The 12,414-nt window shown below is 74.4% G+C and carries 12 protein-coding genes and 1 pseudogene; 1 reads left to right on the forward strand and 12 read right to left on the reverse strand.

The genetic code is table 11. From position 1 onward, the window contains the following. Positions 1-457 precede the first annotated feature (457 nt). From whiA to uvrC, 4 genes are all read right to left on the reverse strand, one after another. Positions 458-1,441 (reverse strand): DNA-binding protein WhiA, encoded by a 984-nt coding sequence (gene whiA / locus VKZ81_RS16865; protein WP_324242531.1) that lies wholly within the window; start codon positions 1,439-1,441, stop codon positions 458-460. After that, complete coding sequence (locus VKZ81_RS16870) at positions 1,432-2,466, reverse strand: gluconeogenesis factor YvcK family protein (RefSeq protein ID WP_324242532.1); 1,035 nt, start codon at positions 2,464-2,466, stop codon at positions 1,432-1,434. Before VKZ81_RS16870 ends, whiA begins: the two co-directional genes overlap by 10 nt. Further along, entirely contained in the window at positions 2,463-3,320 is an 858-nt protein-coding gene (gene rapZ / locus VKZ81_RS16875; RefSeq protein WP_324242541.1) for an RNase adapter RapZ, read from the reverse strand. Before rapZ ends, VKZ81_RS16870 begins: the two co-directional genes overlap by 4 nt. Positions 3,321-3,685: 365 nt before the next feature. Continuing rightward, the gene (gene uvrC, locus VKZ81_RS16880; RefSeq protein ID WP_324242533.1) at positions 3,686-5,716 is read right to left on the reverse strand and encodes an excinuclease ABC subunit UvrC; all 2,031 of its coding nucleotides are present in this window, start codon (positions 5,714-5,716) and stop codon (positions 3,686-3,688) included. Between the two features lie 154 nt (positions 5,717-5,870). Here uvrC and VKZ81_RS16885 point away from each other — a divergent pair, with 154 nt between their 5' ends. Beyond that, positions 5,871-6,635, forward strand: a complete 765-nt coding sequence (locus VKZ81_RS16885) for a DUF2786 domain-containing protein (RefSeq protein ID WP_324242534.1) — start codon at positions 5,871-5,873, stop codon at positions 6,633-6,635. Positions 6,636-6,651: 16 nt separating this feature from the next. On the opposite strand, the gene VKZ81_RS16890 is transcribed toward VKZ81_RS16885, so the two are convergent. The 8 genes and pseudogenes from VKZ81_RS16890 to VKZ81_RS16925 all read right to left on the reverse strand — a co-directional run. Then, positions 6,652-7,368 (reverse strand): HAD-IA family hydrolase, encoded by a 717-nt coding sequence (locus tag VKZ81_RS16890; protein WP_324242535.1) that lies wholly within the window; start codon positions 7,366-7,368, stop codon positions 6,652-6,654. A gap of 58 nt (positions 7,369-7,426) precedes the next feature. Further along, the gene (locus VKZ81_RS16895; protein WP_324242536.1) at positions 7,427-8,452 is read right to left on the reverse strand and encodes a beta/alpha barrel domain-containing protein; all 1,026 of its coding nucleotides are present in this window, start codon (positions 8,450-8,452) and stop codon (positions 7,427-7,429) included. A 59-nt stretch (positions 8,453-8,511) separates the two neighbouring features. After that, the gene (locus VKZ81_RS16900) at positions 8,512-8,967 is read right to left on the reverse strand and encodes a PH domain-containing protein (RefSeq protein ID WP_324242537.1); all 456 of its coding nucleotides are present in this window, start codon (positions 8,965-8,967) and stop codon (positions 8,512-8,514) included. A gap of 41 nt (positions 8,968-9,008) precedes the next feature. After that, positions 9,009-9,488 (reverse strand): 6,7-dimethyl-8-ribityllumazine synthase, encoded by a 480-nt coding sequence (gene ribH, locus VKZ81_RS16905; protein WP_324242538.1) that lies wholly within the window; start codon positions 9,486-9,488, stop codon positions 9,009-9,011. A gap of 13 nt (positions 9,489-9,501) precedes the next feature. Then, positions 9,502-10,806 (reverse strand): bifunctional 3,4-dihydroxy-2-butanone-4-phosphate synthase/GTP cyclohydrolase II, encoded by a 1,305-nt coding sequence (locus VKZ81_RS16910; RefSeq protein WP_324242539.1) that lies wholly within the window; start codon positions 10,804-10,806, stop codon positions 9,502-9,504. Further along, complete coding sequence (locus VKZ81_RS16915) at positions 10,803-11,441, reverse strand: riboflavin synthase (RefSeq protein WP_324242540.1); 639 nt, start codon at positions 11,439-11,441, stop codon at positions 10,803-10,805. Before VKZ81_RS16915 ends, VKZ81_RS16910 begins: the two co-directional genes overlap by 4 nt. A gap of 59 nt (positions 11,442-11,500) precedes the next feature. Further along, positions 11,501-12,181 carry a ribulose-phosphate 3-epimerase gene (gene rpe / locus VKZ81_RS16920; protein WP_324242542.1) on the reverse strand — a complete coding sequence of 227 codons (681 nt, stop codon included), beginning with the start codon at positions 12,179-12,181 and terminating at the stop codon, positions 11,501-11,503. 57 nt (positions 12,182-12,238) lie between these two features. After that, positions 12,239-12,414: pseudogene (locus VKZ81_RS16925) on the reverse strand (rRNA small subunit methyltransferase B); the annotation flags it as partial.

Raw genomic sequence — 12,414 nt, forward strand, 5'->3', positions numbered from 1 at the left:
AGCTCGTGCAGGTGCTGCTCGGGGACGGGCGGCGCCTGTTCGACGGCCTCGGCCCGGAGCACGTCGAGCTCGAACCGGTCCGGGTGCTGCCCGGCCGCGACGTCACGCACCTGCGGTACCGGGTGCTGCGCTGACGCGCCACAAGGGCGTGCAGCGGCTGTCGAACCGGAACATCCTCACCGCCGTCGGCCTGGTGGCCTTCGTGCTCTTCGCCGGCGACACGGTGATCCCGCTCCGCCCTCCCATCGAAAAGCATCGGCATCCACGCGCAGCAGATCGTGCCGCTGTCGTTCTGGAACGACGCGACGGCCAACCGGCTGGACCGTCTCCTACCGGGCCCGGACGGTGACCCGGTCGCCGCTCATGAGCGTGTTCCTCGCCCGCATCCGTGCCGCGGACGGCGGCGGCTGAGGCCGAGCCGTCCGGCCCCGGTCGGGCCGACCGGGGGCCGGCGGCGTCAGGCCTCCTCGAGCATCTCCGGGGTGACCGCCGAGTCGGTGTCGGGGATGCCGAGGTCGGCGGCGCGCTTGTCGGCCATGTGCAGCAGCCGGCGGATGCGGCCCGCGACGGCGTCCTTCGTCATCGGCGGGTCGGCGAGCTGGCCCAGCTCCTCCAGCGACGCCTGCTTGTGCTCGATGCGCAGCTTGCCCGCGGCGAGCAGGTGGGCCGGGACGTCGTCGCCGAGGATCTCCAGCGCCCGCTGCACGCGCGCCGCGGCCGCGACCGCGGCCCGGGCGGAGCGGCGCAGGTTGGCGTCGTCGAAGTTGGCCAGCCGGTTGGCCGTCGCGCGGACCTCGCGGCGCATCCGCCGCTCCTCCCACGCCAGCACGGACTCGTGCCCGCCCATGCGCGTGAGCAGCGCGCTGATCGCGTCGCCGTCGCGCACCACCACCCGGTCGGCGCCGCGCACCTCCCGCCACTTGGCCGTGACCCCGAGCCGGCGCGCCGCGCCGACCAGCGCCATGGCCGCCTCCTGGCCGGGGCAGGTCACCTCGAGCGCGGAGCTGCGGCCCGGCTCGGTGAGCGACCCGTGCGCGAGGAACGCCCCGCGCCACGCCGCCTCCGCGTCGCACACCCCACCCGACACGACGGGCGGCGGCAGGCCCCGCACCGGGCGGCCGCGGGCGTCGAGCAGGCCGGTCTGGCGGGCCAGGCCCTCACCGTCGCGCACCACCCGCAGCACGTAGCGCGCCCCGCGGCGCAGCCCGCCCGCGCTGATCACGTGCGCCTCGCAGGTGTGCCCGTAGAGGTCGTGGATCTCGCGGCGCAGCCGCCGCGCCACCGACCCGGTGTCGACCTCGGCCTCCACGACCACGCGACCACCGACGATGTGCAGCCCGCCCGCGAAGCGCAGCAGCGCCGCGACCTCGGCCCGGCGGCAGCACGGCTTCGTGACGACGAGCCTCGACAGCTCGTCCTTGACCGCCGCCGTCATCGCCATGGGTTCGACCTCCTCGTTTCCTGCCCCTCGGGTGCGGGCCCGCTCGTCGCCGGGGCCGCATCGTGGTGGGCCGATCCGGTCTGCCTCTCGAGTTCCGCGAACACGGCACCCAGGGCCTCGGCCAACGCGGCCGGGTCGTGACGCGGCACCACGGGGTCCTCCGCGGCGACCGGCGCCAGGTGGACCCTGCCTCCGGGGGCGAGCATCGCGGCCGCAGTGCGGTGCAACCGCTCCGGCACCGGCACCGCGGCCACGTCGGCGATGACCGCGTCCACCCGCAGTTCCGGCGCGTGCTGGGAGAGTACGGCGAGGTGCTTCTCGGGTGAGAACCCGGCGGTCTCACCCGGTTCGGGGGCCAGGTTCAGCACCACGACCCGCCGGGCAGGGGACGTGATCAGCGCTTCTCTCAGTTCCGGCACCAACAGGTGCGGGATCACGCTGGTGAACCACGAGCCCGGGCCGAGCAGCAGGACGTCGGCCGCTTTCACCGCATCGAGTGCCTCCGGGCACGCCCGCGGCCGCTCCGGGCGCAGCCAGACCCGCTCCACCCGACCCGGCGTGGACGCCACCGCGACCTGGCCGCGGATGAGCGCGCCGTTGGGCCCGAGCCCGGACACCTCCGCCTCGATGTCCAGCGGATCGCAGCTCATCGGCAGCACCCGCCCGCGCAGCCCGAGCAGCGCGGCCACCTCGTCGAGCGCCGCCACCGGGTCGCCGAGCACCTCCATCAGCCCCGCGATCAGCAGGTTGCCCACGGCGTGGCCGGCGAGCGCCCCCGTGCCGCCGAAGCGGTGCTGCACGAGCGCGGCCCAGCGGCGCCCCGAGTCGGTGTCCGCGGCGAGCGCGGCCAGCGCCATCCGCAGGTCCCCCGGCGGGAGCAGACCGAGCTCCCGGCGCAGCCGGCCCGACGAGCCGCCGTCGTCGGCGACCGTGACGACCGCGGTGACGTCGTCGGTCAGCCGCCGCAGCGCCGACAGCGTGGCGTGCAGCCCGTGCCCGCCCCCCAGGGCGACGGCCGACCTCACTCGCGCCCCAGGTCGCGGTGGGTCACGCTCACCGCGACCCCTTCGGAGCCCGCGAGCCTGCGGGCCATCTCCTCGCTGATCGCGACGCTGCGGTGCTTGCCGCCGGTGCACCCCACCGCCACCGTCAGGTAGCGCTTGCCCTCGCGCCGGTACCCGGCCCCCACCAATCGCAACAGCTCCAGGTACCGGGTGATGAACTCCTCCGCCCCGTCCTGGGACAGGACGTAGTCGCGCACCGACTCGTCCTTGCCGGTGAAGTCGCGCAGCTCCGGGATCCAGTACGGGTTGGGCAGGAACCGGACGTCCACCACGAGGTCGGCGTCCATCGGCAGCCCGTACTTGTAGCCGAACGACACCAGCGTCACCCGGGTGACCTGGGCGGCCTCCGTGCCGAACGCCCGCTCGAGGGTGGCCCGCAGCTGCGGGACCGCCACCGTGGAGGTGTCCACGACCAGGTCCGCGCTCTCCCGCAGCGGCCGCAGCAGCTCCCGCTCCGCGGCGATCCCGTCCACCAGGCGGCCGTTGCCCTGCAGCGGGTGGCTGCGGCGCACCTGCTCGAACCGGCGCACCAGGACCGCGTCGGACGCCTCCAGGAACAGCAGCCTCGGCTTGTAGCCGCGCGCGTCCAGATCCTTGATCACGGCGCTCAGGTCGGCCGTGAACGCCCGGCTGCGCACGTCCATCACGACCGCGATCCGGGTGATCTCACCGCGGGCCCGCGCGCCGAGGTCGACCATCGTGGCGATCAGCTCGGGCGGCAGGTTGTCCACCACGAACCAGCCGAGGTCCTCCAGGACCTTCGCCGCCGTGCTGCGGCCCGCCCCGGACAGCCCGCTGACCAGCGTGACCTCGATGCCGGGCGGCTCCGAGCCCGCGGCGCCGCCCGATCCCCGGGCCGCCGCGGCCGGTCCCGGCTCCCCCGCCGTCGCGCTGCGCGCCGCACCGTTCGCGGCCGAACCGTCGACCCCGGAGCCGTCCGCCCCCGATCCGTCCGCAGCTGAGCCGTCCACCTTCGCGGCGTCCAGCGCCGCGCCGTCCCCGTTCACCGTGCCCCCGTCCACAGTGCCTTTCACAGTGCTGTCATTCCGAGCGCTGTCATTCCGAGCGCTGTCATTCCGAGCGCTGCCGTTCCGAGCGCTGCCGTCCTGAGCGCTGCCGTTCCGAGTGCCGCCGTTCCGAGTGCCGCTGCTCACGGTGCCACCCCTCGCCGGGCCGGCCCTCACCGGGCCTCCCCGGCCGCCGGCTGGGGCGCGGCGGGCGTGCGGCCGTGCAGCGCGTCGAGCACCGCGGCCGCCGTCCGCGGCCCGAACCCGGGCAGCGCCGCGATCTCGTCCAGGTCCGCGGCCTTGAGCTTGCGCAGCGAACCGAAGTGCTTGAGCAGCGCCGCCTTCCGCGCCGGGCCCAGCCCGGGCACGCCGTCCAGCTCCGAGGCGACCATGCTCTTCGACCGGCGCTGCCGGTGGTAGGTGATGGCGAACCGGTGCGCCTCGTCCCGCACCCGCTGCAGCAGGTAGAGGCCCTCGCTGGTGCGGGAGAGGATCACCGGGTCCTCCTCGGCGGGCAACCACACCTCCTCGAGGCGCTTCGCGAGCCCGCACACCGCCACGTCGGTGACGCCGAGCTCGGCCAGCACGTCCGCCGCCGCCTCCACCTGCGGCCGGCCACCGTCGACGACCAGCAGGTTCGGCGGGTAGGCGAACTTGCGGGGGCGACCGGTCTCGGGGTCGATGCCCGGGCGGTGCCCGGGATCCCCGGCCGGCACCTCACCGGACTCGCCGCCGCCCCGGCCGCCGTTACCGGACCGACCTCCCGTCTCGGCGAGGTAGCGGCGGAAGCGGCGGCGCACCACCTCCGCGATCGCCGCCACGTCCCCGCCCGCGGCCCCGCCGCGGATCTCGAACCTCCGGTACTCCGACTTGCGGGCGAGCCCGTCCTCGAACACCACGAGCGATGCCACCACGTCGCTGCCCTGCACGTGGCTCACGTCCACGCACTCGATCCGCAGCGGCGCCGTGTCGAGCCCGAGCGCGTCCTGGATCTCCTGCAGCGCCGCCGACCGCGCGGTGAGGTCGCCCGCGCGGCGCAGCTTGTGCTGGGTGAACGCCTCCGCGGCGTTGCGCGCCACCGTCTCGGCCAGCGCCCGCTTGTCCCCGCGCTGCGGCACCCGCAGCTGCACCCGCGACCCGCGCAGCTCCGACAGCCAGTCGACGATCGAGCCGGGGTCCGCCGGCAGCACCGGCACGAGGATCTCCCGCGGCACCGGCTGGGTGGCGTCGTCGGCCGAGCCGGCGAGCGCGGCCTGCTCGCCGTAGAACTGGGTGAGGAACCGCTCCACCAGCTGGGCGGTGTCGGTCGGCTCGACCTTGTCGATCACCCACCCGCGCTGGCCGCGCACCCGGCCGCCGCGCACGTGGAACACCTGCACCGCGGCCTCGAGCTCGTCCTCGGCGAACGCGACGACGTCGGCGTCGGTGCCGTCGCCGAGGACCACGGCCTGCTTCTCCATGGCCCGCCGCAGCGCCCCGATGTCGTCGCGCAACCGGGCCGCCCGCTCGAACTCCAGCTGCTCGGACGCCTCGGCCATCTTCCGCTCCAGCTGGCGCACCAGGTGGTCGGTGCGCCCGGAGAGGAAGTCGCAGAAGTCCTCGACGATCGCGCGGTGCTCGTCGGCGTCGACCCGGCCCACGCACGGCGCCGAGCACTTGTCGATGTAGCCCAACAGGCACGGCCGCCCGATCTGCCCGTGCCGCTTGAACACCCCGGCGCTGCACGTGCGCGCCGGGAAGACGCGCAGCAGCAGGTCGAGCGTCTCGCGGATCGCCCACGCGTGCGCGTACGGGCCGAAGTAGCGCACCCCCTTGCGCCGCGGCCCCCGGTAGACGTGCAGCCGCGGGAACTCCTCGTTCATCGTCACCGCGAGCACCGGGTAGGTCTTGTCGTCGCGGTAGCGGACGTTGAACCGGGGGTCGAACTCCTTGATCCAGTTGTACTCGAGCTGCAGCGCCTCCACCTCGGTGGCGACCACGGTCCACTCGACCTTCGCCGCGGTCATGACCATCTGCCGGGTGCGCGGGTGCAGCCCGGCGATGTCGGCGAAGTAGGAGTTGAGCCGCTGCCGCAGGCTCTTCGCCTTCCCGACGTAGATCACCCGCCCGTGCGGGTCGGAGAACCGGTAGACCCCGGGCGCCTCCGGGATGGAACCGGGCGCCGGGCGGTACCGGGAAGGATCGTTCGAGGCGGGATCGCGCATGGCTCCTCCAGGGTAGGACCGGACAGCGGCGCGCCCGGCCGGCACCGCCCGGCCGGCGCGTCGGCGGCGTGGTGTAGGCGCCTGCCCCGGAACTGTCACCGCCCCGTGGTTACATCTCTCGCAGCGAACACACGTTCGATCGGAGGTGGTCCCCGTGGGCCGAGACCCGGGTGCGCGCGCAGGCGGGACGAAGCTCGCCACGGTCCGCAAGCTGCTCGCCAAGGCCGAGCGCGCGGCCACCGCGGCCGAGGCGGAGATCTACACGGCGAAGGCCGTCGAGCTGATGGCCCGCCACGGCATCGACGCCGCGCTGCTCGCCGCGGCCGCCCCCGGCGAGGACGAGATCGGCCCGCTGCGGATCCCGGTGCACGACCCGTACAGCATGGGCAAGGCGCGCCTGCTCGGGTGGACGGCCGCCGCACTGGGCTGCCGCTGGGTGCTGCACGGGACGTGGAGCGGCCGGGCGGGCGGGGTCGGCCGGGCGTCCGCGGTCACCGTGTTCGGCCACGCCTCCGACCGCGAACGGGTCGAGGTGCTCTACACGTCGCTCCTGCTGCAGGCCACCTCGCAGCTCGCCCGGGTCCGCCCGCCCGACCCGAGCGAGTCCGTGGCGGCCTACCGCCGGTCGTGGCTCGAGGGGTTCGCCGCGCAGGTCCACCGCAGGCTGGTCGAGGCCGAGCAGCGGGCGGCGGGCCGGGCCGCGGGCCCGGGCGGACCACCCGGGGTCGCGCTGGTGCTCGCCGACCGCAGGCAGCGGGTGGAGGAGCGGTTCGCGGCCGCCTACCCCGGCCTCGCCACGCTGCGCCCGAGCGCCCTGTCCGGATCCGGTCGCGCGGCGGGGGCGCTCGCCGGGCAGCGCGCCGACCTCGGCGGCAGCGGTCGGCTCGGCGCCGGGATGCGCCGGGCGCTCGGGGCGTGAGGGATGCGACGTCTGGTCAGACCGGCAGGGCGATCAGCCGCTCCACCACCGTGTCGAGGCGCTCGGCGGCCACGTGCGGGCGCTCCACCACGTCCGGCACGCGGCCCTCGAGCCGGGTGGCGAGGCCACCGATCAGCCCGGCCCGCACGGCGCCGTGCACGTCCCACGAGTGCACCGCGACGAGGGCCACCTTCTCCGGCGGCAGCTCCACCTGCTGGCAGGCCCAGAGGTACACCCGCGCGGGCGGCTTGAACGAGGCGATCCGCTCGGCGGAGAAGGTGTCGCGCAGGTAGGTGCGCAGGCCTGCCTTGTCGAGGGCGTCGCAGGCCACCTGTTCGGTGCCGTGGGTGAACGCGTAGGCCGGGATCCGGGCGCGGGCGAGCGCCATGAGCGCGGGCTCGACGTCCGGGTGCGGGGGCAGCTCGCGGAAGCCGGCGATCACGTGCTCGACCGCCTCGTCGGAGAGCGTGTGGCCGACGGTGGTGCGCAGCGCGGCCCGGGCGACCTCGCCGAAGGGGCGCACCGAGCCCGCGAGCGTGTGGGCCATGCCGTCACGCAGGGTGCGGGTGAAGAACAGCTCCCACTCGTGTTCGGGGCGGCCCACGTCGATGAACCGGCTGCGCAGCGCGTCGACCCGCAGCATCGTCTCGAACACGTCGAAGAGCACGGCACGCGGGCGGCGATCGGGGGCGCGCCGCCCCACGGTGGTGGCCACACCCGGCGTGATCGTCATCGAACCCCTCCCCGGGACCGCGTCGGCTGCCGGCACCCCATCGGGTGAAGATCGTCGCTCAGAGCGACGCGCTGTCGCGATTCGGCAGCGTTGAGTAGCGCCGAACGGCGCGCAACACGCGCCGAACGCGCAGTGCCTTGATCGGGGCCAGAGCGTACCCGGGGTAGCTCGCCAGCCAGGTCGCGCTGCCGAGGCTCACCGCGTCCGCCCCGGCCCAGAAGTACTCGCGGCAGTCGTCGACGGTGCGGATGCCGCCGGTGGCGATGATCGGAAGCGTCACGCCCGCGTCGCGCAGCTCGCTCACCACCCGCAGCCCGATCGGCTTGATCGCCCGCCCGGACAGGCCGCCGTAGCGGTTGGCGAGCCACGGGGTGCCGGTGCGCGGGTCGAGCCGCAGCGCCTTCACCGTGTTGATCGCGGTGAGGGCGGAGACGCCCGCCTTCGCGGCCTGCTTCGCGTTGCGCACGTAGTCGTAGTCGGGCGAGAGCTTGAGGATCACCGGGTGGTTGCTGCGGGGCACGGCCTCGTCGAGGACGTCCTGCAGGATCGTCGAGAAGTCGAAGTTGACGTTGTGGCAGCTGACGTTGAACTCGACGGCGGCGATGTCGCCCGCGGGCACCGCGGCGTTCACCCGGTCCACGAGCGTCACGAACTCCTCGGCCGAGAACCCGCCGAGGGAGATGATCGTGCGCTGCTCGCGGGTGCGCGGGTAGTAGTCGCGCAGGTAGGCGTCGATGCCGATGTTGCACCAGCCGAACGCGTTGAGAAAGCCGGCGTCGGTGCCGCGCAGCACGGTGCGGTAGCGCTTGAGCAGCCCGGGCAGCTCGGCGAGCGACCAGTCGTCCCGGGTGGTGAAGTGGCCCTCCCGCGGCTCGACGGTGAGCGTGCGCGTGGTGACGGCGCCGAACTCCGACAGCGGCACGAACAGCGAGATCGGGCTCATGCCGTACGGCAGCAGCGGGGAGTTGGCCACGCCGTACCCGAGCAGGCTCGACGAGGTGACGAGGCGGTTGCGGAGCACGATGTCGCCCAGCCGCACGCCGTCGGTGGCCGGGGCGGGATTCGTCTCGCGGGAGCGCAGCACGGCCCCGATGCTACGTGCGGCGCCGCGGCGCACCGGGGTGCGGCGGGGTGACGTGCGCGTCAGGACGCCCGGGCGCGGGCGTGCAGGGCGCGCAGCCGGGTGATCGCGTCCACCGCGCGCTGCCCGTCGACGGCCTGGATGGCGAGCACCGGCAGGTACTCGTCGTCGGGCAGATCCAGCCGGGCCCACGACGCGCCGTCCGGGTAGGCGATCCGCAGCACGAGCGCCCACGGCAGCCGCCGGGTGACGAGGATGTTGCGCACCTCGATGCCCTCGGCGTCGGCCTTCACCCGGGGCCGGGCGACCAGCAACAGCCCGCCGGCGATGAACAACCCGAGCACCACGAGGGCCACCTGGTCGGCGAACCGGAAGTACACCCCGGTCTGGACGTTGGGCAGGACGGCGGCGATCGCGACGAACAGCGCCACCGTGACGACCGCGCCCACCCAGGCGGCGATCAGCACCTTCCGCGGGCGGACCACGACGACCTCGTGGCCCGCGTCCGTGCCAGCCACGTCCTCGACGCTACCGCGCTCCCCCGCTCCGGCGGGACCGCTCACCGGCCCGCCCTCAGGTCGCGCAGCACGAGCGCGGTCTGCAGCGCGGCGACGCACGCCTCGGTGCCCTTGTCCTCGGCGGACCCGGGTGCACCGGAGCGGTCGACGGCCTGCTCGCGGGTGTCGCAGGTGAGGACCCCGTTGCCGATCGGGGTGCGCTCGTCGAGGGCGACGCGGGTGAGCCCCGCGGTGACCGCGTCGCACACGTAGTCGAAGTGCGGGGTGCCACCGCGGATCACGACGCCGAGCGCGACCACCGCGTCGTGCCGCACGGCGAGCTCCTGGCAGACGACCGGCAGCTCCACCGTGCCGGGCACGCGCACCACGGTCGGGGACTCCACGCCCGCCTTCACCGCGGTGGCGACGGCGCGCTCCAGCAGCACGTCGACGATGTCGGCGTGCCAGGTGGTGGCCGCGATGGCCACGCGCAGGCCCTTCGCGTCGGGCAGCTGCAGCGCCGGGCGCCCTTGGCCGCTCATGGTTCCCCCTCGCTCACGAGCCGGTGCTGTCGGCGAGCGCGTCGCCGCGGCCCAGCGTGTCCAGACCGGGCAGATCATGCCCCATCCGGTCGCGCTTGGTGCGCAGGTACCGCAGGTTCTCGCGGTGGGCGCGCACCGGCAGCGGCACGCGGCCGGTGATCCGCAGGCCGTAGCCCTCGAGCCCCGCTCGCTTGTCCGGGTTGTTGGTGAGCAGCCGCATCGACTTGATGCCGAGGTCGGCGAGGATCTGCGCGCCCGTGCCGTAGTCGCGGGCGTCGGCGGGCAGGCCGAGCGCGAGGTTGGCGTCGACGGTGTCGGCGCCCGCCTCCTGCAGCTGGTAGGCCTGCAGCTTGTGCAGCAGGCCGATGCCGCGGCCCTCGTGCCCGCGCATGTAGAGCACCACCCCGCGGCCCTCGGCGGCCACCGCGGCGAGCGCGGCGTCCAGCTGCGGGCCGCAGTCGCAGCGCAGCGAGCCCATGACGTCGCCGGTGAGGCACTCGGAGTGGACGCGCACGAGCACGTCCTCGCCGTTGCCCTCCGGGGTGGCGACGTCGCCGCGCACCATCGCGATGTGCTCGATGCCGTCGAGCAGCGAGTCGTAGCCGTAGGCGATGAAGTCGCCGTGCCGCGTGGGGATGCGCGCCTGCGCCACCCGCACGACGTGCTTCTCGAAGCGGCGCCGGTAGGCGATCAGGTCGGCGATCGTGATGAGGGTGAGGTCGTGCTCCTCGGCGAACACCCGCAGCTCGTCGCCGCGGGCCATGCCGCCGATGTCCTTCTGCGACACGATCTCGCACAGCACCCCCGCGGGGCGCAGCCCGGCGAGGCGGGCCAGGTCGACCGCGGCCTCGGTGTGGCCGGGGCGGCGCAGCACGCCGCCCTCGCGGGCCCGCAGCGGGAGGATGTGGCCGGGGCGCACGAGGTCGCCGGGGCCGGTGTTCGGGTCGGCGAGCAGTCGGATCGTGTGGGCGCGGTCGGCCGCCGAGATGCCGGTGGTGACGCCCTCCTTCGCGTCGACCGTGACGGTGAACGCGGTGCGGAAGTTGTCGGAGTTGGTGTGGTGCATGGGCGGCAGGTCCAGCCGGTCGCACTCGCTCTCGGTGAGCGGCACGCAGATGTAGCCGGACGTGTAGCGGACCATGAACGACACCAGCTCCGGGGTCGCCTTCTCGGCCGCGAAGATCAGGTCGCCCTCGTTCTCGCGGTCCTCGTCGTCGACGACCACGATCGCCTTGCCGGCGCGCAGGTCGGCGACCGCGCGCTCGATCGACTCGAAGCCCCCCGGCGTCACCGGCCGTGCCGTCACATCCTCGCTCACAGAGCCCCGGCCTCCTCGTGCGCCGACGGGGCCCCGCGGTACCCCGCCGTCAACCGCTCGACGTACTTCGCAACGACGTCGACCTCCAGGTTCACGGTATCCCCCGGCCGCCGCATTCCGAGTGTGGTGTGCGACAACGTCGTGGGGATGAGCGCGACCGTGAACGAGTCGTCCGTCACGCCCGCCACGGTGAGCGAGACCCCGTCCACCGTGATCGAGCCCTTCTCCACGACGTAGCGGGCCAGGTCGGGAACGAGGCTGAAGCGCAGCTCGTCGGTGCGCTCGCCCGGGGACCGCGACAGCAGCGTGGCCACGCCGTCCACGTGCCCCTGGACGATGTGCCCGCCGAGCCGCCCGTTCACCGGGACGGCCCGCTCCAGGTTCACCTTGGTGCCGGGCACGACCGCGCCGAGGCTGGAGCGCTTGAGCGTCTCGGGCATCAGCTCCACGCTGAACGTGCCGTCGGTGCTGCCCTCGGGGTCGACGACGGTGAGGCAGACGCCGTTGACGGCGATCGAGTCGCCGTGGCGGGCGTCGGAGGTGACCGTCCCCGCGCGGATGGTGAACACCACCACGTCCGCGTCCTCCCGCACCGCGGTGACCTCGCCGATCTCCTCGACGATCCCGGTGAACATGCCCGCTCTCCCTTCGCGCCTGCCGGCTGCAACCCGCCGGGCAGCCCGTTCGTTCCCGATCAGGTCCAGCGGTGGGCAGACACGGCCCGCACCCGCTCGCGCAGCGCCTCCACCGCGCGCGCCGGGTCGTCGGCGCCGTACACCGCCGAACCGGCCACGAAGCAGTCGACCCCGGCCTCGGCCGCCGCCTCGATGGTGTCGGCGTTGATGCCGCCGTCGATCTCGATGAGGAGCGTGAGGTGGCCGGTGTCGACGAGCCGACGCGCGGTGCGCACCTTCTCGAGGACCTCGGGGATGAACTCCTGGCCGCCGAAGCCCGGCTCGACGCTCATCACCAGCAGCGTGTCGTAGTGGCGCAGCGTCTCCAGATGCGGCTCGAGCGGCGTGCCCGGCTTGATCGACAGACCGGCGCGGGCGCCCGCGGCGCGCAGGTCCTTCGCCAGCGCCACCGGCTCGCGGGCCGCCTCGACGTGCACCGTGACGTTGTGGGCGCCCGCCTCGGCGTAGCCGACCGCCCACCGTTCCGGGTTCTCGATCATGAGGTGGCAGTCGAGCGGCAGCTCGGTGGCCTTGCGCAACGACTGCACCACGGGCAGGCCGAGCGTCAGGTTCGGCACGAAGTGGGCGTCCATCACGTCCACGTGCAGCCAGTCGGCCCCGCGCCCGGGCGGGCCGGTCACGGCGGCCGCCTCGTCGGCGAGCCGCGCGAAGTCGGCCGCGAGGATGCTCGGCGCGATCATGGGGTGCACCCGCCGAGCGTACGCCGACCCGGCGCGCGCGCCGGAGGGTCCCGAGCGTCAGCGTCGCCGCAGCAGCGCGAGGAACATCGCGTCGGTGCCGTGCCGGTGCGGCCACAGCTGCACGGTGGGTCCCTCGCCGAGGTCGGGCACGCCGGGCAGGCAGTCGCGCGCGTCGAGCTGCTCGACGTCCGGGTGGGCGCGGCGCACGGCGGCGAGCACGCCCACGGTCTCGG

This window comes from Pseudonocardia sp., assembly GCF_035305885.1.
Classification (GTDB): Bacteria; Actinomycetota; Actinomycetes; order Mycobacteriales; family Pseudonocardiaceae; genus Pseudonocardia.